The sequence below is a fragment of the Blautia sp. HCP3S3_G3 genome (assembly GCF_052063365.1).
Taxonomy (GTDB): Bacteria; Bacillota; Clostridia; order Lachnospirales; family Lachnospiraceae; genus Blautia_A.
Map to the genome: position 1 here is coordinate 1 of NZ_JBQHXR010000020.1, position 22,479 is coordinate 22,479.

At 41.9% G+C, this 22,479-nt stretch carries 28 protein-coding genes and 1 pseudogene; 2 read left to right on the top strand and 27 right to left on the bottom strand.

Translation table 11 applies throughout. The annotated features are described in order from the left end of the window. Positions 1 to 98 precede the first annotated feature (98 nt). Positions 99 to 218, top strand: coding sequence for a DUF6040 family protein (locus tag ACTNEW_RS13080; RefSeq protein WP_441061895.1), 120 nt, complete (start codon positions 99 to 101; stop codon positions 216 to 218). Positions 219 to 346: 128 nt separating this feature from the next. Here the strand turns inward: ACTNEW_RS13080 and ACTNEW_RS13085 are convergent, their stop codons facing one another. From ACTNEW_RS13085 to ACTNEW_RS13210, 26 genes and pseudogenes are all read right to left on the bottom strand, one after another. Further along, on the bottom strand, positions 347 to 3,007 hold the full coding sequence (locus tag ACTNEW_RS13085) for an FtsX-like permease family protein (RefSeq protein ID WP_441061820.1): 2,661 nt from the start codon (positions 3,005 to 3,007) through the stop codon (positions 347 to 349). After that, complete coding sequence (locus ACTNEW_RS13090) at positions 3,001 to 3,711, bottom strand: ABC transporter ATP-binding protein (RefSeq protein ID WP_008707470.1); 711 nt, start codon at positions 3,709 to 3,711, stop codon at positions 3,001 to 3,003. Before ACTNEW_RS13090 ends, ACTNEW_RS13085 begins: the two co-directional genes overlap by 7 nt. A gap of 73 nt (positions 3,712 to 3,784) precedes the next feature. Next, a complete protein-coding gene (locus tag ACTNEW_RS13095) occupies positions 3,785 to 4,690 on the bottom strand; it encodes a sensor histidine kinase (RefSeq protein WP_055066700.1) in 906 nt (301 codons plus the stop codon). 4 nt (positions 4,691 to 4,694) lie between these two features. Further along, on the bottom strand, positions 4,695 to 5,369 hold the full coding sequence (locus ACTNEW_RS13100) for a response regulator transcription factor (RefSeq protein WP_008707461.1): 675 nt from the start codon (positions 5,367 to 5,369) through the stop codon (positions 4,695 to 4,697). 227 nt (positions 5,370 to 5,596) lie between these two features. Beyond that, positions 5,597 to 5,836: a DUF6061 family protein gene (locus ACTNEW_RS13105; protein WP_020994096.1), complete on the bottom strand. Its 240-nt coding sequence runs from the start codon at positions 5,834 to 5,836 to the stop codon at positions 5,597 to 5,599. 300 nt (positions 5,837 to 6,136) lie between these two features. Next, a complete protein-coding gene (locus ACTNEW_RS13110) occupies positions 6,137 to 6,556 on the bottom strand; it encodes a GNAT family N-acetyltransferase (protein ID WP_441061826.1) in 420 nt (139 codons plus the stop codon). Between the two features lie 69 nt (positions 6,557 to 6,625). Beyond that, positions 6,626 to 7,054 (bottom strand): pyridoxamine 5'-phosphate oxidase family protein, encoded by a 429-nt coding sequence (locus tag ACTNEW_RS13115; RefSeq protein WP_441061830.1) that lies wholly within the window; start codon positions 7,052 to 7,054, stop codon positions 6,626 to 6,628. A 75-nt stretch (positions 7,055 to 7,129) separates the two neighbouring features. Then, a complete protein-coding gene (locus ACTNEW_RS13120) occupies positions 7,130 to 7,618 on the bottom strand; it encodes a GNAT family N-acetyltransferase (RefSeq protein WP_441061831.1) in 489 nt (162 codons plus the stop codon). Positions 7,619 to 7,699: 81 nt separating this feature from the next. Continuing rightward, positions 7,700 to 8,167, bottom strand: coding sequence for a GNAT family N-acetyltransferase (locus ACTNEW_RS13125; protein ID WP_187115648.1), 468 nt, complete (start codon positions 8,165 to 8,167; stop codon positions 7,700 to 7,702). A gap of 48 nt (positions 8,168 to 8,215) precedes the next feature. Continuing rightward, entirely contained in the window at positions 8,216 to 8,683 is a 468-nt protein-coding gene (locus ACTNEW_RS13130; RefSeq protein ID WP_005340973.1) for a hypothetical protein, read from the bottom strand. Positions 8,684 to 9,001: 318 nt separating this feature from the next. Continuing rightward, complete coding sequence (locus tag ACTNEW_RS13135) at positions 9,002 to 9,199, bottom strand: hypothetical protein (RefSeq protein WP_441061834.1); 198 nt, start codon at positions 9,197 to 9,199, stop codon at positions 9,002 to 9,004. A 25-nt stretch (positions 9,200 to 9,224) separates the two neighbouring features. Continuing rightward, positions 9,225 to 10,415, bottom strand: a complete 1,191-nt coding sequence (locus ACTNEW_RS13140) for an erythromycin esterase family protein (RefSeq protein ID WP_441061835.1) — start codon at positions 10,413 to 10,415, stop codon at positions 9,225 to 9,227. 111 nt (positions 10,416 to 10,526) lie between these two features. Continuing rightward, positions 10,527 to 11,447 (bottom strand): hypothetical protein, encoded by a 921-nt coding sequence (locus ACTNEW_RS13145; RefSeq protein ID WP_441061837.1) that lies wholly within the window; start codon positions 11,445 to 11,447, stop codon positions 10,527 to 10,529. A gap of 190 nt (positions 11,448 to 11,637) precedes the next feature. After that, a complete protein-coding gene (locus ACTNEW_RS13150) occupies positions 11,638 to 11,907 on the bottom strand; it encodes a hypothetical protein (RefSeq protein ID WP_441061839.1) in 270 nt (89 codons plus the stop codon). Next, positions 11,904 to 12,095 (bottom strand): hypothetical protein, encoded by a 192-nt coding sequence (locus tag ACTNEW_RS13155; protein ID WP_441061841.1) that lies wholly within the window; start codon positions 12,093 to 12,095, stop codon positions 11,904 to 11,906. Before ACTNEW_RS13155 ends, ACTNEW_RS13150 begins: the two co-directional genes overlap by 4 nt. Then, positions 12,076 to 12,357 (bottom strand): hypothetical protein, encoded by a 282-nt coding sequence (locus ACTNEW_RS13160; protein WP_441061843.1) that lies wholly within the window; start codon positions 12,355 to 12,357, stop codon positions 12,076 to 12,078. The genes ACTNEW_RS13155 and ACTNEW_RS13160 overlap by 20 nt, the downstream gene beginning before the upstream one ends. 40 nt (positions 12,358 to 12,397) lie before the next feature. After that, on the bottom strand, positions 12,398 to 13,225 hold the full coding sequence (locus ACTNEW_RS13165) for an alpha/beta fold hydrolase (protein WP_441061845.1): 828 nt from the start codon (positions 13,223 to 13,225) through the stop codon (positions 12,398 to 12,400). A gap of 6 nt (positions 13,226 to 13,231) precedes the next feature. Further along, positions 13,232 to 14,392: a linear amide C-N hydrolase gene (locus ACTNEW_RS13170; protein ID WP_441061847.1), complete on the bottom strand. Its 1,161-nt coding sequence runs from the start codon at positions 14,390 to 14,392 to the stop codon at positions 13,232 to 13,234. A 178-nt stretch (positions 14,393 to 14,570) separates the two neighbouring features. Next, entirely contained in the window at positions 14,571 to 14,711 is a 141-nt protein-coding gene (locus ACTNEW_RS13175; protein ID WP_441061849.1) for a hypothetical protein, read from the bottom strand. Positions 14,712 to 14,717: 6 nt separating this feature from the next. Next, entirely contained in the window at positions 14,718 to 15,485 is a 768-nt protein-coding gene (locus tag ACTNEW_RS13180; RefSeq protein WP_441061851.1) for an EFR1 family ferrodoxin, read from the bottom strand. A 192-nt stretch (positions 15,486 to 15,677) separates the two neighbouring features. Continuing rightward, positions 15,678 to 16,274, bottom strand: a complete 597-nt coding sequence (locus ACTNEW_RS13185; RefSeq protein ID WP_441061853.1) for a TetR/AcrR family transcriptional regulator — start codon at positions 16,272 to 16,274, stop codon at positions 15,678 to 15,680. A 202-nt stretch (positions 16,275 to 16,476) separates the two neighbouring features. Further along, positions 16,477 to 16,605, bottom strand: a pseudogene (locus tag ACTNEW_RS13190) (ParM/StbA family protein); the annotation flags it as partial. Positions 16,606 to 16,856: 251 nt separating this feature from the next. Beyond that, positions 16,857 to 17,090 (bottom strand): helix-turn-helix domain-containing protein, encoded by a 234-nt coding sequence (locus ACTNEW_RS13195; RefSeq protein ID WP_441061855.1) that lies wholly within the window; start codon positions 17,088 to 17,090, stop codon positions 16,857 to 16,859. Positions 17,091 to 17,165: 75 nt separating this feature from the next. Next, positions 17,166 to 19,034: a S8 family peptidase gene (locus ACTNEW_RS13200; RefSeq protein ID WP_441061857.1), complete on the bottom strand. Its 1,869-nt coding sequence runs from the start codon at positions 19,032 to 19,034 to the stop codon at positions 17,166 to 17,168. 138 nt (positions 19,035 to 19,172) lie between these two features. Then, on the bottom strand, positions 19,173 to 19,781 hold the full coding sequence (locus tag ACTNEW_RS13205; protein ID WP_441061859.1) for an NUDIX hydrolase: 609 nt from the start codon (positions 19,779 to 19,781) through the stop codon (positions 19,173 to 19,175). Positions 19,782 to 19,797: 16 nt separating this feature from the next. Further along, positions 19,798 to 21,069 carry a ferritin family protein gene (locus ACTNEW_RS13210; protein ID WP_441061861.1) on the bottom strand — a complete coding sequence of 424 codons (1,272 nt, stop codon included), beginning with the start codon at positions 21,067 to 21,069 and terminating at the stop codon, positions 19,798 to 19,800. 376 nt (positions 21,070 to 21,445) lie between these two features. Between ACTNEW_RS13210 and ACTNEW_RS13215 the strand changes: the two genes are divergently transcribed. After that, positions 21,446 to 21,610 carry a DUF6783 domain-containing protein gene (locus ACTNEW_RS13215; RefSeq protein WP_441061897.1) on the top strand — a complete coding sequence of 55 codons (165 nt, stop codon included), beginning with the start codon at positions 21,446 to 21,448 and terminating at the stop codon, positions 21,608 to 21,610. On the opposite strand, the gene ACTNEW_RS13220 is transcribed toward ACTNEW_RS13215, so the two are convergent. Further along, positions 21,596 to 22,231 carry an ECF transporter S component gene (locus ACTNEW_RS13220; protein ID WP_441061863.1) on the bottom strand — a complete coding sequence of 212 codons (636 nt, stop codon included), beginning with the start codon at positions 22,229 to 22,231 and terminating at the stop codon, positions 21,596 to 21,598. The two genes, ACTNEW_RS13215 and ACTNEW_RS13220, sit on opposite strands and share 15 nt — an antisense overlap. Positions 22,232 to 22,479 lie beyond the last annotated feature (248 nt).

Genomic DNA, 22,479 nt, shown 5'->3' on the forward strand with positions numbered 1-22,479 from the left:
ACCATCTTGTTTTTGATAAAAATAATCAAGGGCTTGTAAGCGGATAACCGCTCCCAAGCCCACTCAATTATCATAGAAAATCTGGATTTACAGAGATTATTTCACACTGTCTCAAAAAAGTAATGCCCATAAATCTTTTGTTTCTTTTATTATTTATACAGGGAATATATCTTGGAATCCGGTGTTATCTGAACACTCTTTACTGGACAAACCGATAAAAGAAAGGGCGGCAGTATTTTACTGTCGCCCTCTGGTTACTTATAAAGATTGGGTATTCTCTTTAATTCTATTGCTATATCCAATGATACTAACCACTAAAGAAATTCTAAAAATCCTGATTATAAATCTATCTTCTAATCTCACTTATGATATTCTCTTTTCCCATCTTCCAAGCCGGAAACATTACTGCCACTACTGCAATCACTACATTCAGCACCATAATTCCATTCAGAACCAGATTCGGAATATTAGTAGTATAATGTAAAAACTGCAGCACATGAGCCAGATAATAATTCATCACTCTGCGAAGAACTCTGTTATAAATAAGATAGATAAATACATCCGCCAACAATCCATACAGAATACCTGTCTGTAAAATCATCTTGTAAAATCCGCCGTCCGTAATCCCTATTGCTCTGATAATCCCGTACTCTCTTCTTCTGGTCAGAATCGTATGACTCATGCTGTTTACGATATGGAACAGGCTGATAATCAGCAGAATCACTGCAATACTGGAAAAGAAGATCTGCTGCTGTCCAAGATAACCTTTCTGTGTTGCAATTGCGGTCGTATAATCCTGCAATACTGCCTTGGGGACATCTCGGATTACTTGTAATAACTGATTGCTCACGATCTTTGCATCCGCACTATCAGCCGGCGATGCATTGATAAAACTATAATCTGTAATTCCAAAGTTTTCTTCCATCTGTTCGCCTGTCATAATCACACTCTGCGCATTTTTCCAGACTTCTGTATTCAGAAAATCTTTCTCCTGCGCCAACGGTCTGTTTACGATTGCCGCAATCTCAAACTCTTTTTCAATATAGTTTTCTTCGCCACTTTGGAATTTTAACAGTTCATCTGTATAGTTTTCTGTCTTTGGTACTCGAAGAGTAATGGTATCGCCCGGCTTCTTTCCATAAAAAAAGTAATTTCCCTGACCGTCCATATTCGCCGTCACAATCACTTGATTATTATTCTTTATTGTTTCCGGCTGAATCTCTCCCTCCAGAATAAAATCCCGAAGCTGTTCTATCATCGCTTCATCGTAACCGTACACATTATATTTAATCCGATAATTTCCATCTTCCTGCTGCTTACAGATCCCATCATATCTCTGGATATAATACGGCTCCTGATTTTGATATTTGAAATAGTCACTCCATTCTTCTTCTGACAAAAATTCGTTTTTGGAAATCTGTAATTCCCCCATCGTATACTTTGTCGCATATACATTCTCTGTTTCCGGCATGTTTTTAATCTTATCTGCTACCGCCTCCGGAATCGTATCCTTCAGCGAGTCAGATTTTAAAGAAATACGGTACTCAGAACCAAGCCCATCATCCGATATCAGCGAAAGTTCTGCGTGAACCTTCAAATTTTCTACCATATAGGTGGTACATAAGAAAATGCAACCGCCGATAGACAAGGATAATAAAATCCCTATTACCTTTCGTTTATTGGCAAACATGAATTTCCGCACCACTACATTTGCCATATTAACATTTCGCATAGCGTATATTTTTCTTCTTTTTACAAAAGAAGTATCTCCACTCATCACAGTTTTCAGCGAATCTTTCCGCATGGAACGAACCACGAGAAAGGCAACGAGTGCTAACGAAATCAGTAGAAATACAAAACCAAACACAACAGCTTCCTTTGAAACAAAAAACTCTACTGTATTTTCTCCTTCTGCTAACGTATGGTCCGCAACAGAAAGACCATTCCCTGCTCCACTGATTCCTTTTCCACCAAATACACCGCTAAATTTCTGATACATAAGGCTTAAAACACCATTTCCTAAAAGACATCCTAACGGATATCCAATGAAAAATAACGTCCAAAGTTCCAAAAGTAAGGTGCCACCAATCTGCGCTTCACTAATACCTAATGTCTGTAATATTCCGTACTCAGAAGTTCTCTTCGATACAGAAATACTGAATACGCTGTAAACTACGAAAAGACTGAACAGACATAACAGGAAAATCATTCCGTTGTAAGCCAGATTGTAGTCGCTCTGCAATTTCAAAACGATATAAGTGAAGTTTCCTTCTTCTTCAAACAGACCAAATTTCACGATTTCAGAAATGCTGCTTGGTGCTTCTCCGCCAAGATACTGTATTACTTCATCATTTTCTGCTACCGATTCAGAAGATAATTTATGTTCCTGTAAAAAATCATCCAACTGTTTATATAACTTCTCATCTTCATTAAAACTGAGATATAAAAACGTCTGGCTTCCTCGACCTTTAAAAGAATCACTTACAAAAACTTCCATTTCACTGGAACTTGCCGCCCATTCGCTTTTCAGAACACCAGTAACAATATACTCTTTTTCACCAATGCGAAGGGAATCTCCTAAATTCCCTGAAAATCCAAGATTACTAAGCACAAATCCATCCGCTGCAATTTCATTTTCTTTCTCAGGGAATGTTCCTTCCAACAAGTCTCTGTGTGCCATTTGACGATAAGTTTCATCGGCATGGATAAAACAGATCATAAATTCTTCTGCCACAACGTCACGGATTTCCATTTTTCCACACTGTTCCAGCGTATATCCTTTTCCTTTCTCACCGCTTTCTACAGAATTAAAAAGTTCCTTATCCGTTTCAATATAATAATGCCAGTCTCCGTAAATAGTTTTGCTGTTCGACAGATCACTTTTCTGACTGCTGTAAATCAAAGAAGAAATCCCGGAAAGCAATGATGCTGTTAATAAAATACTCGCAAAAATTGCAAATGTCTGGCTCTTGTAATACCGCATATATTTCCATGCCAGCTTTAACATACGACATCACCGCCTTTTGCCGGAAATCTTCTCTTTCCTGTAACAATCTGACCATCTTCAATATGAATTACTCTGTCGCAAGTCTGTGCAATGGCTTCATTATGCGTTACCATGAGAATCGTCTGATTGTACTTACGACAACTCGTTTTTAATAACCCCATAACCTCAATGGTTGTGGCTGAGTCCAAATTACCTGTCGGTTCATCGCAAAGCAGGATACTCGGTTTATTTGCCAAAGCTCTGGCGATTGCAACTCTTTGCTGCTGACCGCCGGATAATTCGTTTGGATATTTCTTGCGTTTCTCCCAAATGCCCAGTTCCCGCAACAATTCTTCGATATATTTGCGGTTAATATGTTTTCCACAGTCAAATGTAACCGGCAATGCCACGTTATCATACACATTCAACACAGGCATTAAACTATAATTCTGGAATACAAACCCTATATTTCTTCTACGGAAAATCGTCAGTTCTTTTCTTGAAAGAGAACCAATCTCTTTATTCTTTATAAAAATCTGTCCACTTGTCGGATTATCCAGACCACCGATTAAATTAAGACAAGTAGATTTGCCTGAACCAGATGTGCCTACAATGGCAACAAACTCGCCTTCTTCTACTTTTAGATTGATATTCCGTAGTGCCTTTACCTGATTATCTTTTTCTCCATATATTTTCTCAACATTTCGTAATTCTAAAATACTCATCCGTCATCACTCCTCTTTTCTTGATACATCCAGTATAACTGCCGTATCTTGCAATTTCTTTACAAACGGATGATTAGTTCTTACAGTTTTGTAAGAACACAGAAAAACAGCTTCCCTTTCCATACTCGGAATCTACCGTCATATATCCTTTTTCTTTTTCCAAAATCAGATTAGAAAGATACAAACCAATCCCAGAACCTTCCATATTCTCAACTTCTGGGCTTCTATAAAATCGTTTGAATATATCGGTCATTTCCTCCTGCCGGATACCACGCCCATTATCTGCAATCTGAATCTCTGTGTATAAATCATAACTTTTTACACAAATGGAAATAGTTCCTCCTCTATCGGTGTACTTAACAGCATTTTCCAACAAATTTACAAATACTTCTGCTGTCCATTTTCGATTATGATACAGTAATCTGTCCTCAAATGGTTCCAATGTAAAGTTGATTTCCTTTTTTTCCAGTTTCTCATAAAGCGTATCTACTGCGTCTAAAATCGTCTGCTTGATCCCTATTGCTTTTCCTTCAAAGCCATCAATATTTTGCTCCAATTTTACCATCTTCGATAAAGACTCCACAATCCAACTCAGCTTGTCAATCTGTCGTTGCATTTTTTCAGAAAACAATGTTTTCCGTTCTGATGTAATTTCTTCTTTACTTAAGATTTCTGCATAGAGAGAAATATTCGCTAAGGGCGTTTTTAATTGATGAGACATATTAGATACCAGACTTTTCACCTGCTCTTTTTCTTGTTCGGCACTATTCACGTGATTATCAAGCACTTCCTGTATCTGCTTGATTTTACTGACAAGAGCAGAATATTCTCCTTCTTCCACATCAGAAGCTGCAATCATTTCCCGATTTAACACACTGTCCAGCAAACGGTCAATCAGGCGATATGTTTTTCTTTTTTGATATATGCTATATCCAATCGACAAACACAAAAGCACTGCTAAAAGTATCGTAATCCACATCTCTTTATTCCTTCCAGATATATCCGATTCCATGAACTGTTTGAATCCATTTTGGTTTCGATACATCATCCTCTATCTTTGTACGAAGCCTGCTGATATTCACAGACACCGTATTGTTATCTACATATTTTCCATCACTATCCCATATCTTCTCTAAAATCTGCTCCTTAGAAAGGATATGATTCTTATTTTCAATCAAATACACCAACAGACGGTATTCCAATTTGCTAAGAGAGATTTCTGAACCTCTTTTATATACTTTACAAGTACTCTGGTCTATGCTTAATGAACCTGTAACAATCTTTGTACTTTCAGATTTTTCTTGAAGTATCCGCTTCATTCTTGCTTTTAATACACCCAGAGAAAATGGTTTTGACAAGTAATCATTTACCCCTAATTCTAAAGCCTTTATCTCATCCATTTCTGTATCACGAGCAGTCAGCATAATGATTGGGATATTGCTGTAGCTACGAACTTCTTTACAGAGTTCAAAGCCCGTTCCGTCCGGCAGGTTACAATCCAAAAATACAATATCATAACCACCGTTTGCGATTTCTTGTAAACCATCCTTTTTTGTCCCTGTCTCTGTCACATCATATCCATCACCAGAAAAGGAGAAGGAAAGTCCCTCTCTCAAATCAACATCATCTTCAACTATTAGAATTTTATATTTTTCCATCATGTATTTCCTTTATTGCTTCATATCAAATTACTGCTTTTTACTTCATATTTCATTATACAGTAACCACCCTCGTTGTAAAGCAAAAAGCAAGCCATTTCAGACTTGCTTTCCACCATACAGTTTTAAAAATTAAACTCTATTGTAAAATGCGTATTAGCAATCATCTTGCATCTTAAGAACCCTCAAGAAATGAGATAGATCTACAACAATATTTCACTTCTTGCTTAATAAAGTTCTAATGAATCTTCTGCATCCACCCACATCTGTAAATTGCCATCAAGATATAATCTTGCATATTCCAAAGGCTCATCCACAGCCAATGAAGTAAGCGCACATTCTGATCCATATGTGGTTTTTAAATTTTTTTCAGCTTCCCAGCAATCAATGCGAAGCATATATCCGGCACTTGTGTAAACATCAATACTATCGTGGTTTATGTTGTATTCTGCATAAATTGTTCTCATCGTATCTTATCTCCATTTTCTTTTGATAATCAGTTATAAAGTTAAATATCGAAAACATTTCAATCAGTTCACCATGTCGTTATTGTTATATGTTATATTGTGTTATGAAATTTTCTTTCCCTTAATTTTTCCCATATTAAGGTTCATAAAAACCAATGGGAGAATGTAACACAAGGGAAAGAGTAAGGGAAAGTTCACTTGCTACAAACTTAGTATTTTCAAGGGTTTGCGAAGAATTTGATAATCAAATATAACAGTTATTAAATTTCCTAAAATATGTGAAATATCAACTGAAATTTGTTAAATACACTTAATAAAAAACATTTCCATTGGTTGCTCATATCCCGGAATATCTATAACAAAACCACCACAATCTTTATATCCTAATTTTCTATAAAAATGCTGTGCTTCCTCATCAACCTGGGTAGATGTCAAAAGCATACCATATCCCTGAGATTTCATATCAGCTTCCCAATGCTCCATAAGTTTTTTTCCATAACCTTTTCCCTGATAATTCCAGTCAATAAACAGCATGGTACAAAATGGTGTATTGTCCCAAAAAAGATTATATCTCAATAGTCCAATTGGTTTATTATCATCAAATATAATATATCCTCTTTTATTACTTACTTTGTTTTCAAATTCCGGTTCCGGTAAATGCCTGTCAAGACTATACCAAAATTCTTTATCTTCCGTTTGAACATATCTAATCTCTATCATTATCTTTACCTCTACAGCTTCAAATAATCGTGTGCTTTCAATCTCTCCTACAGACTGAAAGTTGTACCTCTATTCAGTAAAATCTATGTCATATCTTGTTCCGTGTGAAAACAATACACCATCAGTAAGCTCAATTTGAAGAATACATGTATTTTCATCTTCAAAATTGTTATGACCGTTATTTATCCATTCAGAAAAAGCAACTTTCATTTTCTCTGCAATATCCAAATTTTCTTTTTTGCCAAAATAACCCAAGTTAATGCCCTTTCCATTAGCAGTAAACCAATCTCCTGCAATTGCAACAAGCGGATTTTGTTGAATTTGTTTCATTTTATCTGAGCGTCCGTAAGTAAGTACATAGAAAGAACCCTTATCATAAAATGAATTTACACTGCGTACATAAGGCTTATTATCTACTGTCGTTGCCAATGCAATAATATTGTCTTTTCCAAATCTTTCAATCATAATCTTTTCTGCATCTGTCGACAATTTTTCCATCACCTTTTCCTCCATAAAATTCAAATTCGTCTCTCAGTTAAACACACCGGCTTGCTGAAATTTTATTCTTTCATACTATTGCAACTGAATTTTATAATACAAATAGTCGCCCGAAAAAGCGGCCTCATCGTTATTTTCTTTTGTATCATATAAAATAAAACCAACACTTTCATAATTCTTCGGTGCAATTAGATTACTATTTGTCCACACTCGTATTTCTTTCAGTCCTTCATATTCTTTTATGCGCCGAATAGCCTCGCTTAATTGGGCTTTCCCAAAGCCATTTCCCTTGTACTTTGCTCTTATACCATTATGCCCTATCTCGACATATTCAGGTCTATTTCTTGGGTCCCAACATATAAATCCTATTGGTTCACCTTTATAACAAGTTACAAAACCATATTTATCAGCAATATCAGGATTATCAAAGAAAAAGGCATCCGACTGCTTCCAGTTTTCATCCCAACAGATGGCACACCTTTCATCAAACAAGTATGCATCCTTTAAAATATCATACATAATACCTCTATTAAAATCGGTAAATTTTCTAAATTCTATATCCATAGCATCTCACCTCCAACTTCAAATCTTCTGTTGTTTTTCAGCCTCTCCGTAAGACTGGAAGTTGTCTGTCTGATTTCTTCGTCAATTTTTTTCATAGAATACTATATCCATTTTTTCGTTTATATGCTCAACCTTTCCAGTTTGAACATATCCCATTTTCTCATATAGATGTAGATTTCCCTTTTCTTGTAAAATTGTATCCAAACACCAATGGTCAGAACCATATATATTTTCAAGTTCAATCATTGCTTGTTGAGCATATCCTTTATTGCGAAATTCACCCATAATCCAAATTGGCGAAATTCTTTTTCTACTTCCATCGTTTTTATTAACTATTCGTACTGCACCAACAACTATATCATTCTCAACGATATAATAATAAGTTGTCCAAGGCTGTTCAAATTTAGCGATTATTTTTTCTAAGCTTTCAGTTGCCGGACTCATATCGAAATCTTGATATTTATCTAAAAGCTCTGTAAATGCCTCTACTTGCATTTTCCAGATTGTTTCTATATCTTCTCTCGTTGCTTTCTTTAATGTGATAGCCATTATCCTTCTCCTTCCTGTAATCGGTCGCACAAATTCAAATTGTTACACTTAAAAAAGCGGAATTTCACCATCATAGTTTTCTGCTTTTTCCAATAGCGGTCCTTTAGCTCCCATCGTAAACGCGATGTCGCTACTGCGGATAGAGAGCAGCTCCATTCCGGGTCTCACCTTCAAAAAATCCATCATTTTCTTCGTAAGAAGAATTTGCCCCTCCTGTGAAATCTCTACCCAGCAGTAGGAACGCCCCTTGTATTTGATAAATTCGCCAGAACCTGCTGAGTAGTCAAGCAACGGTGGAGTATCGTCCAAAATGTGACCAAGTTTTGACGGATGCAAAAGGCCTTTCCGGGTGACGCAGAAGCCACCGGTAATCTTACTTCCGGTAAAAAGATATACTTTTCCTTCATCTGCAATGTGATATTCTTCCATTGCCTGCGGTGGAATCCGCAACGTTCCATCCGTCCGAATGAGTGATTTCCCGAAAATAAATTTTCCTCCCTTATTCATTTGTGGCATAAAAACACCTCCTGAAATTCAAAGTTTCTGTTCCCTATAAAAAATAATTTTTCGGGATTTACCAAATCCACAAATGACGAGTTGCTAAACTCCATAATAAACCATTCACTCTTTCTTCCCAGTGTACCTCTTGGCTTTTCTGGTTACAGTCCCATCTGCATGACGCTCGATCTCATGCTTTTCTCCGATCCCCTTATACCGAATTGATCTGGATTCTATCAGTTCGAATTCTTTCAGTTTTTCACTTTCGATCACTGCCTCATTTTCTTCACCAACATGTTTTATGATACGATCTGTACCTCTCAGCAGAAAAAATGGCTAATCATCCAGTTTAAACAAATATGTAAATTCTGTTCCCTCTTCAAAATCTGAAACCTTAGGAAAAATCATCTTCCCATCCAATTTTACAAGCAAGTTTTCACCATCGAAGCAAAGAACGATATCGTCCTTGCAAGGTACGATATCGTTGTCATATTCATTATGTAATTTGTGTGGATAAATATCCTGTATCATCATTTGTTCCTCCCTCCATATTTTTTCATTAATGCTTTATATCTGTTGGTGTCGCATTTATCACAATAATCATTCCATCATATAATTCTGCTGGGACATCATTGATTCTATAGCTATTTGGTAAGATCTTATTCAAAAAGCTATAACCCTCTCCGAGTGATCCCATCAGCATACTCTGATTGATAATTTTCTTTATTTTTTCTGATTTTTGCAGTTTATCAAAATCAAGATACGTCATATCCATCCCAAGGGCATGCGCTGTATTTGCCAAAGGGTCAGCAGAATAAAATTTTCGTGTAATTCTTTTTCCATTTTTTCCAGGCAAATTGCATTCTGTTTTGTAAAAATCTGTGCCAATGACAAAATAATCATCACCATATTTATCAAACAGTTCTTCACCCATGAATGTAGTATATGTACTCTTCTTTGCCACATGTCCGTTATGCCCCGAAATCATAAGCATAGATTCGTTTCCTTTCCGAACATGCTCATAAATCCAGTCGATGTTTTCAGCCATATAATGATCTCTTATTTTTGCATAATCTACATTTGACGCATTACTAAGCTCCTGATTTTGCAGATAACATCTCGCTGCCTGCGCATACATTTCCATCCCTGGTATATTCTTTAAAGTTTCCGCAGCATCTTCCATATCGGTATACTGCATCTTAAGTTCTGAAAATGCTTCATCTACACATTTTTGATCCAAGTCGGAGTTTTGCATATCAAACCCATAAAAGCTTAACATCTCTTCCGGTTTTGCCTGTTTATTATAATCTGCCATATAGCGAATCAATGCCCTCATTTCATCCGTCTGGTAAATATGAAAAGCAAGTGCTTCCACTGCATCATCTTCCGTAAATTTCCCCTCACCGTGTATATATTGATTTACCAATAAGCATCCACCATAATCTGCTTCTAAGGCAAAGGCCTTACAGTTATATTCCTCTACCATTTTTCTAAACAAATCAAGCTTTAATTCCTGAAATTCTTTATTTCCGTGGGTCGCCTCTCCAAGAGCTAATATCTTTACATTTTCCGGTATCGCAATATCATCGATTTCCTCTGCAACTTTCAGAAATTCTTCATTATTTACCTGTGTTCCGGAGTTCATGCCCCCATAAGATATATATCTTATGAATGCCATGATTGCAGCTCCAAATAGAAACGCCACGATTATCTTTCCAATATATCGCTTTTTTGCATGATCTTTTTTCATCCGTCAACCAACTCCTCTCATCTTTTCGCGCTTATAATTTCGAAAAATCTGACACCTGATATCACACACGGCTCAATATGTGTATGTTCAGGATATGTGATATTTACATTTTCAAAACTTACATTTCCACTCCACCCCGTCCTCGTCGGTCCATGTATCCGTACCGTTATAGGTAAAACGGCGTTCAATGCGATCCATATAGGTGCCGTCCGCTAATTTATATACCGTTGTCGTGTCGCCGCGGAGATTCACAAGCTCTACCACATCCGCTCCCGGATAACCCGACTCAGCTTCATCGTCTCCACCCTTTCCTGTTTCGCCCTCGCCCTGCGACCAGCAAAGCAAGAGCCCCTTATATTCTGTGTACAGAAAAGTCCCGTCATCCGTTTTCTCAACTGTAAACTCCATTTTCATGGAGCTTTGGTCAAAGTCATTGGTCATGTCGGCGGAGAGAATATCGCCACTCAGCGAATATGTACCGGTTCCGCCGTCCGCTCCGATATACCATGAGATATGTCCGTTGCTTGTAATCTCCATGCTATTGCCAAACTCCATAGCACCGGGGATCGCCTCCATAGCGGTGGCATTGTCTTTTTCATCTTCCACCAGATGCCACGGGCCAACCAGATCGTCCGCTGTCACGGCATCCGAATTATTATGCTCCTGCACCGGTGGCGCGATGGAAACGGAGGTGTCCGTCGTTTCCCTGGTAGGAGCCTCAGCGGGAAGGATTTCTTCTTTCACAGTGAAATTCGACGGCTCCGGTGTCTCCGCCGGTTCCGTACTCGCAGGCACTTTTTCCACATCAACGTGGATCCTGCCCTTTGCATTCTGCCCCGCAACGACGATTGCGTAGGGACCGTCCACAGGAGCCTCCACGGTAAATTCCGTCACGGTTCCGTCTCCCTGATAGAGCGATGTTCCGTCCGGTGACGTAATCTTCATCTCCAGCGACCCTTTCACCGTCTCGAAAAAAATTTTGAGCGTATCACCCTGCTTCAGCTCCAGGGTGTGGGTGTCCGTGCCGTTCATGGTTTTGACATCCAAGTGGTAGGAATCCGCGTTCTTTGCGCTGCTGCCGTCAAAGGCGGAGTTGGATGCGCACCCGGCCAGAGATAGCAGGAGGGCACAGACGGTTATAACAATAACGAAAAATTTTTGCTGTTTCATAATGGTTTCCTTTCAGGATTCAGATTTGGTTTGATTGAACATGATCAAGTTGCTATTTCTTATCCATATTCATCCGAATCACATTAAAAAGGTTTGACAGCAACATGCACGCCAATGCGATTGCCAATGGTGTCGTGGTCTCATTTCCGTCAAAAATGCTGACGCACAGAAAGATTGCACCCGCTGCGATCAAACCTAAACTTGCTATGATGAAAAGTTTATTCAGTATTTTTTTCATTTCATTTTCTCCTTCCTCATTCTCTCCCAAGGGGAGATGTGTTCGCTGTGTTTTTACAGTTGTTACTTCTTTTTCTGTTTTCATTGAATACGATACCCAATGTAGGTGAGGGAGACGATCTTCTTCCAAAACGTGGTTTCTTCGGCCTCCATTACCTGACTCGAGTCGATGGAATGAAAAGAGATGAGTTTTTCATCCCGGTCAATCCACGCCTGTTTGAGCCGCTCCTGACTCCCGTGCGTTTCACAACTCCTAACCTCTGTTCCGTTCATAAGCGACCTTCCTTTTTTCCTCGATTTGTGAAAGGGCAGCCAAAACCTTTTTTATATTCTCCTCTCTTGGGAGAATGGTATGAATGTTTACCTCCGGATGCTCCGCAGCGAACGCTTTCAGGAAGCTTAATGCCGCCGTCTGGGCATTGTAAGCGGCAAGACGGTTTTTGCTTTCTCTCACCGCCGCGCCGCATCGTATCCCCTGGACAATGAAATAGATTGCCAGAGCAAGGAATACTCCCCCCGCTATGTAACTCCACATTCGCTTACACCTTCTCTTTTCAGTCACTGATTTCGTAAAATCAAACCTCCAGACACTTCGCCCGCTGAGCCAGCTGTTCGATCAGCCGGTTTACGATTTCCGGCTGGTCGGTGTTGGAGTTGTGTCCGGCGTCTTTGATCCATTCCAGCGATATGCCAGAATTTTTATGCCACGCCTTGTTGTATCGAACACAAGACCCCGCCTTGTCCTGTTCGCCGCAGATGAGCAGGGCGGGACATTTGATTTCATACGGCAAATCCCGCTCCACCGCCTCGGCAAGGATTCGGAAGCCGTGACCGGCAATCTTTGCGTAGCGCTTCTGGTCGCCGTCATACACCAGCATCATGTCCCACATCAGGTTCCTTCCGTATTCCGACAGGGCAACACCCTTTGTCCCGGACTTTAAGAGGGCCTTCCACGGATAGTGGCGATAGACTGGCTCCATTCGTTTCAGCAGCCAAAGCTCCGGCTCTGTCATATACTTTCGTTGCAGCGGCGCGGAGTCGATGGACACAAAGCCCTTCAGCTTTTCGGGGTAAGTTTGCGCATACGCCTGTCCCACATAGCCGCCCATAGACTGCCCCACGATAACGGGTTTTGTGATCCCCTCCTGCTCCAGAATTCCGTCCAGCCACCTTGCCTTGTCCATCAAATCGAAGGCAAAGGCAAAGGGCCAGGAGGCGGCGTGGCCGGGGGCGTCCCACACAAGGACATTGTATTTCCCCTCAAAATACACGATTTGTTTGTCAAACAACCGGTGATCCGCTGTCAGACCGGGCAGGAACACCAACGTTACCCCGTCCGGTGAAATCAGATGCACCCAATAATGGATTTTGCCCAATGGAGTCGTATATGTTCTCTCGTTCATACTTCCTCACTCTCCCTTTTTGCACCAATCCTTTTCTCCTAGGGAGAGGGCATAGGGCTGCGCCCAATCCTCGGTGTCGTAGAAGGTGGCGGTCAATTCCCGCTGGTCATAGACGCAGCTCCAGCAGGTCTTCTCCCCGCCGTTCTCGCCGGGGAAGTTGCTCTGTGCCACAGCCGCCAGCGAGGTGCGGACTTCCTCGGCGGTCATCACGCCCTTTGCCGCATCCCGCCGCTGGGTGAGGGTGTTAAAACGCACATAGGACTGTCCACTTCCGGAGGTGCCGTCGTCCCCGTGGAGATAGAAGTTGGTCACCACCGGGGTGTCCGTCACCACCATATCGCCGTTTTGCCACTCCACCGCCACGCTCCGCCCGGCAGCGTCGGAGAGGGAGAAGTGCTGGGCGCGGCCCAGGGAAAAGTGCATATCATACTGCGAAAGCAATTCCAACGCTTCCTCTACATTCGCCGCCTTGTCCAGCAGCAGCCGCAGACCGGAGACAATGGTAATGTCGGGCTTATCGGTATTCTGGTCGACACCCTCCTCGTGGCTCACCATGAGATCAGCCACGCACAGGCCTTTTTCGTTCATGCCGTCCAGGATAGCGTAGACGGAAGCCAGCGCCATGAACTTATCGCCCATGCTTCCATCGGGCTTCCAGTCCTCCCCAAAGCCCAGGAAGTCCAAATTGCAGGTGGCGATGGACGCATAGCCATTCTTGGGAACGGTATGTACCAGCATTATGTCACATTCCTCCCAGTCGAAGTTCCGGCCAAAGAGGGCCGCACCGTCGGGACTTGTCACCGCGACGGTGGAGCAGCCGTAGTTTCCCCCGGCGGCGGAGGTGTCCGGCTTCCAGAAGCCGTGAGAGAGGAATGAGGCGATGTAGTCTCCCATCTCGGCGTCGCTTTTTGCCCCGCCCTGCTCCAGAAATCCATCGAAGCCATAATCTCCCTTATATTCCATAGACCACAGATTATCATCCAGCTTCTCGATGGTCATGGCCGCCGTGAGTTGAGTGCCGAACATGATCCACGCCCCCGCAAGGGCTGCAATCAGAAAAGCCGCAATAACCAGAAGCGCGATTATCGCCTTTCCAAGTCTTTCCGAGGAAGACGAGTCCGCTTCGTTCGATTTACAAAGCTCTTTTTCCGAAACGATCATTTTCATATACTCCTTCCTTGCCCATCGGGGCGCATTTATCATTTTATTCTGTACCTGCTTATATCGTAAGTCATTGTCGTGTAAACGAGAATTTATCTTACCCTTGCCATATAGTAATCCAATTGGTTCATCAAACTCCAGAATTGTTCTGCTTCATCAACGGATAGTGTTCTATACACCATTTTCATATCCTCGCAAATTTTTGATTTTCCGGTGAGCCACTCATCTCTTGAAATTGCAAACACACCGGCTTTTCATTGTCCTCATCCGAAAACGCATCTACCATCCCAATTTCTCTATCCATAAAGCCGCTTTCCGCCCTCATGCACTTTCACTCCCCAGAGCCGTATTTTTCAAACCGGCACTGCTCTATTACCTCGTCCCCGAGTAGCGTGATGGCCTTTTGGGGACAGCGGCTGATACAGCGGTAACACATGGTACACCGGTCTTCCGCGGTGGCTTTCCCGTCTCGCAGGGAGAGATTTTTCGTGGGGCATAAAGAGACGCACAGCCCGCAGCCCACGCATTTTTCGCAGATTTTCAGCTTGTCCGTGTATCCCGCCGTCTTGCCGTAAAACCACAGCCGCTGTCCAAAAAGTCCCTTCAGGTGGGAAAAGAAGGACAGCCCGTCCTGGGGGTAGTTTCCTTGCTTGATCTGCCGTGCGGCAACTTCTATCTTTTGGTCGGCCTGACGGACGATCTCCCGGTTTTCCCCTGGCGTTTTCTTCAGCAGCTTGCTGTCGCAGACGGAATCCGGCATTTTGATCTGCAAACCGCCGAGTATTGTTGCCCCGCATTTCCTTAAGATTCGAGCTGTACATCCTGTTCCATCACCGCTGAAAAGCCCCATCGTATTGACGCAAAAGACCTTTTTCCCATTCCATAGAGAAGAATGGTTTTTAATAAAATCACGCACTATGATAGGGGCATTGGAAAACTGTGTCGGGTAGCCCAGCACAATGATGTCATGCTCTTCCAATATTTGAATCATCTGTGTATGTTCTAACGGAAAACTCTGAGCAGATACGTCCAACAGTTTGACTAACTTTTCGACACAATGTTTTGTATTTCCAGTTCCGCTGAAATAGATTCCAATCATGAACGCATCTCCTTCCTTAAATGGGAATTTGCTTTTTTACAGTGCGGTTACCCAAAAACATACTGCTGAAATTGCATAAAGCGGTGTCATAATATCTTTTCATTTTCTCTGCACAATGCCTATATTTGCTTTTACACATTCCGTAATTTCCTTTCATTCATCTGTTCACTGGTGATGGTTTGAACAATCAACTTACTTCATCCCATAAATTTCAACAAAATGTGACAGATGCACACCTATCTGCGTCCACATTTCGTCCGTCCTGTCAGGCTCCCGGTCTGCAATCTCTATCATCACTGTTACCGGTGCTACGATTTCCAGCGCAAGCAGATTGGCATCAAACCTGCGAATCAAATTCTTTTCCATCATTTTTTCTAACATCAAAGCATACATTTCCTGATTTCCGGTCAGCTGGTGCTTTGACGTAAGTGCCGCAATCTTTTCATTTCTATACTGCTCCTTTGTACAAAATCTTCTGACCTTTTGTATCTGCGGATCCTTCATTGTGAATCCAACTCGTCTCAGACAATCTTCCTTGAATTCATCTAGTGATTCCGGAATCTTATCCAAATGAGCGCTATTTCCGAAATTCTCGTCATATTTATGTTCCATCATAGCAATCAGGGAATCAAGAATATCTTCCTTTCCCTTATAATGTGCGTATATGGATGGACCTTTTATTCCCACAGCTTCTGCAACTAAATCAATGGATGTCTGGTCATATCCCTTTTCAGAAAACAAATCAAGCGCTGCGAAAAGTATTCTGTCCTTTGTTTTTATCTTTTTCATTTCGTTTCTCCAATCTTTGTATTCCTAATAGTCGTTAGGGATATTATACCTAATATCCGTTAGGAAGTCAATATGTCATGAAAACGAATCACAGCAAGTTTTCATCCTTGTTGTTCAATATTAACGATACAAAAAAGTGTCTCCGACACTTCAACGCCCCCCCTCATTCATGAGGGGTTACAAAGACATTTGTTCAGCAGGATATAGGCTCCTTCTCATATCTGACTACACCCGACGTAAAGCACCTGGTTGCGGTTTTCATGTTTCCATAACCGTGATCAATTCCAATCACCATAATTGTTTCATTTTTGTTGTTTTTCATCATTCTCATAATCATACCTCGTTCTTTCTTTTCTTATCCAATCCTATTAATACTTACGTGAATTGATAAGATAGATATTTTATTTACTGGTTCTTTAATAATTCATATTTAATAATATAGGTTATTAATAGTGACGGATTTTCCAATATGGGATTCCCCATATCTGGTTTTCCTGTTTTCTGATATCCGGAGATAGGGATTTCCTATGACCTGATTGTCCCAAATTGGACTATCCACCTTTAGGCTCTTCTCATCTCCACTCAATCACTTTCTTCTCCTAATGGAACTTCCCGGATAATATATTCGGTATCGCCATAAAAGCCATATTCATTGCGCAGTCTATGACGTTCCACATACCCATGATGCTCTAACTCCTTAATTGCGGAACGAACAGAATCAATTCCATCTCTGCTCAATGTTGCCAGCCCCTGCATGTTATAATTCCAGTCATCCGGTAAACTTAACATCAGCGACAATAAACCTTTCGCTTTCAATGTCAGATTCTTATTCTTGAAATGGTGATTGAATTATTGTCTGTAACAGAACCCCACGTTCATGTTACGTCATTGCTACAAATCTTTCTTTCCATGTGATTTTGCGTCCAACCCGGGCAGATTTTCTTCAAAATCATGGATAAAGTGCTTCGTTTCTGTGTTGGGAAAATGAACGGAAACACTTGATTTTATTGACTTTTTCCAATGTAACCTTATTATAACGTCCTCCCCATACCCAATCTCCTCATTAGGATATCGTCCAAACGCCGGCAGTGGCTTCGCTCCTCTTCTGAGATATGCCTTCACTTTCTCTCCATACAGAAACGGATCATTTCCTCTGACGATTCCCCATTCCATCAGAAGAGCTGCGGCCCCGCTGACAAATGGTGCGGCAAAGGATGTTCCGGTCACGGATGCATAGCCTCCGCCCGGAACCGGTGCCGTGATATTCACACCGGGAGCTGCAAGATCCGGTTTGCGGTAAACCAGGCTGACGCTTCCTCTTCCGGAAAAATCCGCATAAGTATTCAGCCTGGAATCATAGGCTCCCACTGTGATTGCACGGGAAGCTGTTGACGGAATCGTCAGGGTTCCCTGTGCTACAGGAAGAAAAAATCCTGTGTTCGGGTTCAGCACACCGCCTCCCGGCAGCCACATATAATATTCTCCCTCCCGGATATTTCTTCCATGCAAAATAAATTTCCATACACCACTGTCCACATAATTGCCCCCTGGAAGAAAATCAAAATAGATCTCCTGTGTAATCTGGAAAGGTCCCGGTTTGCCATAATAAATAAGAATTTCCGTTTCTCCCAGACGATATCTCTGCGGTCCCAGTTCCTCATAAAGCGGTCCGATTCTGGCCCCTGACGGATGCTCCAGATAAATTTCCATCTCGTCTGCATAAGCTTTCCATAACTGTAGATTCAAAGCAGGCTCATAGGGACTCACACCGAGCTCTACTTCTTTTATTTCCCGATCCATCACCTGTCCATCTGTGTGAAGGTTGTCATTTCCATTGTTTCCCGTTCCCGTGCAGATCACCAGCCGTCCCATATTGGCAACTGAATCAATATACGTTTCCAGAAGGGAATCGCCGCGGTGTGATCCGTAATTATTCCCGAAACTCAAATTAATCACCATAGGCCTGCCCATTTCCAGGGACTGCCGTACCAGATAATCAATTCCCTGAATCAGTTCCGTAGTCCTGGGGAAAGAACCTTCCCTTGGAATCCCAAGCTTCACCACCAGAAGATCACTCTCATAAGCAACTCCCCTGTTCATGCCGCCCGAAGCGCGGCCATTCCCTGCCGCAATTCCAAGGACAGAAGTTCCGTGTCTGCTGAAATCCACAGACGGCACAAGGCGCCGTCCTTCCTGCTCCGGAAGGGTCAGCGCCTCATTAATTTCCTCTTCTGTATATTCAGTTCCCATAACATATCCTGCCGGAGGATTTCCGGAAATACTCTGATCCCACAGTTTTATAATCCGAGTTGTCCCGTCTGCATTACGAAAATCCGGATGATAATAATCAACACCTGAATCAACAACTCCGACAAGAATCCCTTTTCCGGTCAGCCCCCGTCCTCCTACTCCCGGAATGACTCCGCTGCCCTGAACAGAAGTAATGCAGCTTGCCTGATTTGCCTGAAAATCTTCGAAATACATTCTTTTTGGCTTTTCTATAAATTCCACCTGGGTTCTGGAAGAATATGCATTAATTTCCGATTCAGGCAAAGTTACTACTGCATAACCGCCAAGGAGAGGAACAACCGAGATTCCCGGTCCGTAAAGTCCCGATTCCGACCCGCTGTATTTCACAATTACATCCCACAGCCTGCTTGTTGCATCAAATCCCACATTTAGATTTTCCGATTTTTCCCGTTCCTGTGGAGTTGCATCCATAGCAAGATTCAAAAGATTATCAAGCTTCTGGTCATCCATAGACTGCCTCCTGAAAATCACTTTCTGTTTAGTTTATGTTTAGTTTGAAGATTGTTTATCTTTTTACAGGAAATTTTCATCCATTTTATACCTGCTTTTTTGTGTCAGGCACCAATGTTCTTTAAACGTTGTTCCCAATCATTTCTTAAGAAACGCAAACGGTTCGTCATCCTCCAGAAAATGCATCAGCATATATGCACACATGATTGCTACGTTTTCTTCTTTCAGAATGCGTTTCACTTCTTCGCGGTCTGCAATGACGACTTCAATTTCTTCTGTATCTTCCTGAGCTGCCGCACTGATTTCTCCACTGGCATAACCGTAAACCGTTGCACAGGATTCATCGGTCATACCGATCGTAGTAAAGTATGGTTTTTCATAAGCTTCGTCCACTTTCAGCGTTGTAAGCTGAAGTCCTGTTTCCTCATACAGCTCACGGACCGCTCCTTCGTGAAAATCTTCTCCCGGCTCCACAAGTCCTGCCGGAAATTCATAAATATAATCCCCGATCGTGTAGCGATACTGACGGATCAACACTACTTTATCTCTCTTTTCGCCGTAAATACTGTAAATAATCACGCCATCCGGAGTATTTTTTCTGGTGTTCAGCTTCATATCTTCAATTTTTTCGGCACGGGATGCCACATAATATGAAACCGGAGTATCGTGAACACTGGTCGCATCTACATGATACAAATTCACAAACCGGTTATCGGTAAGCTTCTCTACATGATGTATTTTTCCCATAATATTTTCCCCTTTCTCATTCCTGTCCGGCCTGAAATACTTCATATTGTCTCTTCGGTCCGCCGCATACCGGACACCGCTCCGGGATATATTCCCCTGCCATTACATAACCGCAGATCGGACATACATAAATCGTATCTTTTTCAAAATGCTCCATGGCAGACGCTTCCTCAAGAAGACCGGCATGTACTTTCTCTGCTGCTGCCGCACCTGCAAAAGCCTGTCCGGTCAGAGGCGCCGCTTTTTCCTTTGCATATTCTTCCAGCATTCGATAACTGTGCTGATATTCAAACTCTTCTCCCGGTACAAATGTCTTTACAGATCCCCGGAAAGGCGCCGGATTTTCAATAACCGAATAAAAATTTCTGGCATGATGATATTCGGATGCTGCCAGAGCTTCAAAAAGATTGGCAATCCTGTTCAGTCCTCTTCTTTTGGCACGGTCTGCAAACATCAGATATTTCAGATGTGCAAGCAGCTCTCCTGCCACGGTTTTCTCCAGATTTTCCTTCAGAACCGGAATCTTCCGCTCTCTGTCATAACTGTTCTCTGCAAGATTCTCAAACCGGTAGCAAAGGGTCCCTTCTTCCATATAAAAATGAACCATATGATGTTCTACATCACTGGCACGAATATCCTCAGACACATCTTCAATCAGCGCTCCGCCACCGCCTGTGCAGATAAGAGGAATTCCGTCTGTCACATCTTCAAATCTGGAATGCACATGACCGCACAACAGATATTTTACTTTGTTTTTCCACGGCCCATAGGCTTCCTTAAGACGCGTGAACTCTTCTTCCGAAACAGAATTACGGATAAAATGATTCGGCACCGGAATGTGAAATGTAATGATCACCTGACGGACATCTTCCATAGCAAGTACCTGCTTCAGCAGATCCAGACCTTCCTGTTCAAAAGTCCGCATCGCATTATCCAGCACAACAACCGCAAAATCTCTGGCGATCAGTGCGTAATTCTTTCTTCCAAAATACTCCTGATAATCACCGGTATCATGATTTCCACGCAGCACATAAACATCGTTATGCGCAATAATTTCCGTCAGATCACTGATTTCCTCATAATAATGCTGATTTCCGATCGGAACTAGATCACCTGCGATCAGAGTAATATCGTCTTCAGCACTCTTTTCCAGTGCACCTGCATATACCTTCATATTGTATGTTCCAAGACCTTCACATCCGGGATCTCCAATGACACCCATGGAGGTCACCTGCGGAAGATACACGATTGCATCTTCTACTTTCTGAATTCTGCTTCTGCCCATCATTTCCTTCTCCTCTCAATACATTCGTACAGCAATCCGTAAATAACTGTGCCAGTACATACCGCTTTAATCCGGCGGCTCTTCTCATTATTTTGCAGCATTATCTTTATTTTGTCAACAAAAGACCAGACCCTGATAATACAGGAAAACTGTTCTTGATAGTACAGGAAAACTGCTTGACATGCTTTCCAAACAATCCAGCTCCATTTTGTCCATAACGCATAGGACCATAGTATAGAAAAATCCGGCTTATGTCTCACCTGACATAAACCGGACTCATTCTTTTATTTTATCTTTTGTTTTTTCTTATTTTCCCTGTATGTTCTTATATTCTCTGCTCTCATCTGCTAGAGCGTGTTTGAAAATTGCTTTCCGACAGATGTGCGTCACAATTTGTGGGGAATTTGACTCAAATGAGGGAGGCATAGCGGGCTATGTTGACCGAATGCGAGACAAATTTCCCTCAAAGTGGGGCGTGCAGATGCCGGGAATGAATTTTCAAACACGCTCTAGATTGCCGATTTCCCAATCAGTCGCCTTTTAATACCACACGGATTCTCTTGTAGATAAAGAACACAATAATGGAAACCAGAGTATATTTAAACAGATTAAACGGCACAATGATCATGACTACAAAGCCCAGAAGGTTGTTTACAGAACTGTGAACTGCCGCACCCATTTCAATAAATGCTTCCACCGGCATTCCGAATGCTTTTCCATAAGCCGGAAGAAGGACAAATGCATTCATAAAACACGCCGCCATCGTTGTCAGAACAGTACCTGCCGCCATTCCCAGAACCGCATGTTTTCTGCTCTTCACATGACGAAAACGATAGATCAGTCCTGCGGGTACCACATAGGCACATCCAAAGATAAAGTTTGCCACATCACCAACACCTGCTGTCATGGTTCCCTTCGTTACCAGATGCACCAGAATCTTCACCAGTTCTGTCAGGATGCCTGCCACCGGTCCCATGGCAAAGGCTGCCAGCAAAGCCGGGATTTCTGAAAAATCCAACTGATAGAAGGATGGTGCCAGGAAGGGAAGTGGAAACTCCAGATTCATCAATACTCCTGCGACTGCTCCCAGCATTGCAATCTGGGCAATCGTCCTCGTACGGCTTCTTTCCATTACATTTCCATTTCTTAATACCTGTTCACTCATACTTTCTCTCTCCTTTTTTAGAAATATTTCTTTACGAACCCAGGTCTCTTATTTTCTGCGTCCGTCCGTAAAAGAAAATCCCCAAGAAAGAATCCTGCCCGAAGGGCTTTTTGATATCATAGAATTATTTTTATTCTTTGATGCGATCCCGCCCGGAGGGCTTTTTTATATTACAGGAAAATGCGGAGCACTTTCCTGTAATATAAAAAACCCCGGAAATGAAATTCCGGGGTGCTGAGCACGTTTAA

Coding starts and splice junctions, on each gene's coding strand:
- ACTNEW_RS13085 (WP_441061820.1), bottom strand. CDS start 3,007: ATGTTAAAGCTGGCATGGAAATATATGCGGTATTACAAGAGCCAGACA.
- ACTNEW_RS13090 (WP_008707470.1), bottom strand. CDS start 3,711: ATGAGTATTTTAGAATTACGAAATGTTGAGAAAATATATGGAGAAAAA.
- ACTNEW_RS13095 (WP_055066700.1), bottom strand. CDS start 4,690: ATGTGGATTACGATACTTTTAGCAGTGCTTTTGTGTTTGTCGATTGGA.
- ACTNEW_RS13100 (WP_008707461.1), bottom strand. CDS start 5,369: ATGGAAAAATATAAAATTCTAATAGTTGAAGATGATGTTGATTTGAGA.
- ACTNEW_RS13105 (WP_020994096.1), bottom strand. CDS start 5,836: ATGAGAACAATTTATGCAGAATACAACATAAACCACGATAGTATTGAT.
- ACTNEW_RS13110 (WP_441061826.1), bottom strand. CDS start 6,556: ATGATAGAGATTAGATATGTTCAAACGGAAGATAAAGAATTTTGGTAT.
- ACTNEW_RS13115 (WP_441061830.1), bottom strand. CDS start 7,054: ATGGAAAAATTGTCGACAGATGCAGAAAAGATTATGATTGAAAGATTT.
- ACTNEW_RS13120 (WP_441061831.1), bottom strand. CDS start 7,618: ATGGATATAGAATTTAGAAAATTTACCGATTTTAATAGAGGTATTATG.
- ACTNEW_RS13125 (WP_187115648.1), bottom strand. CDS start 8,167: ATGGCTATCACATTAAAGAAAGCAACGAGAGAAGATATAGAAACAATC.
- ACTNEW_RS13130 (WP_005340973.1), bottom strand. CDS start 8,683: ATGCCACAAATGAATAAGGGAGGAAAATTTATTTTCGGGAAATCACTC.
- ACTNEW_RS13135 (WP_441061834.1), bottom strand. CDS start 9,199: ATGATGATACAGGATATTTATCCACACAAATTACATAATGAATATGAC.
- ACTNEW_RS13140 (WP_441061835.1), bottom strand. CDS start 10,415: ATGAAAAAAGATCATGCAAAAAAGCGATATATTGGAAAGATAATCGTG.
- ACTNEW_RS13145 (WP_441061837.1), bottom strand. CDS start 11,447: ATGAACGGCACGGACACCCACACCCTGGAGCTGAAGCAGGGTGATACG.
- ACTNEW_RS13150 (WP_441061839.1), bottom strand. CDS start 11,907: ATGAAAACAGAAAAAGAAGTAACAACTGTAAAAACACAGCGAACACAT.
- ACTNEW_RS13155 (WP_441061841.1), bottom strand. CDS start 12,095: ATGAACGGAACAGAGGTTAGGAGTTGTGAAACGCACGGGAGTCAGGAG.
- ACTNEW_RS13160 (WP_441061843.1), bottom strand. CDS start 12,357: ATGTGGAGTTACATAGCGGGGGGAGTATTCCTTGCTCTGGCAATCTAT.
- ACTNEW_RS13165 (WP_441061845.1), bottom strand. CDS start 13,225: ATGAACGAGAGAACATATACGACTCCATTGGGCAAAATCCATTATTGG.
- ACTNEW_RS13170 (WP_441061847.1), bottom strand. CDS start 14,392: ATGAAAATGATCGTTTCGGAAAAAGAGCTTTGTAAATCGAACGAAGCG.
- ACTNEW_RS13175 (WP_441061849.1), bottom strand. CDS start 14,711: ATGAGGGCGGAAAGCGGCTTTATGGATAGAGAAATTGGGATGGTAGAT.
- ACTNEW_RS13180 (WP_441061851.1), bottom strand. CDS start 15,485: ATGATTGGAATCTATTTCAGCGGAACTGGAAATACAAAACATTGTGTC.
- ACTNEW_RS13185 (WP_441061853.1), bottom strand. CDS start 16,274: ATGAAAAAGATAAAAACAAAGGACAGAATACTTTTCGCAGCGCTTGAT.
- ACTNEW_RS13200 (WP_441061857.1), bottom strand. CDS start 19,034: ATGGATGACCAGAAGCTTGATAATCTTTTGAATCTTGCTATGGATGCA.
- ACTNEW_RS13205 (WP_441061859.1), bottom strand. CDS start 19,781: ATGGGAAAAATACATCATGTAGAGAAGCTTACCGATAACCGGTTTGTG.
- ACTNEW_RS13210 (WP_441061861.1), bottom strand. CDS start 21,069: ATGATGGGCAGAAGCAGAATTCAGAAAGTAGAAGATGCAATCGTGTAT.
- ACTNEW_RS13215 (WP_441061897.1), top strand. CDS start 21,446: ATGTGCGTCACAATTTGTGGGGAATTTGACTCAAATGAGGGAGGCATA.
- ACTNEW_RS13220 (WP_441061863.1), bottom strand. CDS start 22,231: ATGAGTGAACAGGTATTAAGAAATGGAAATGTAATGGAAAGAAGCCGT.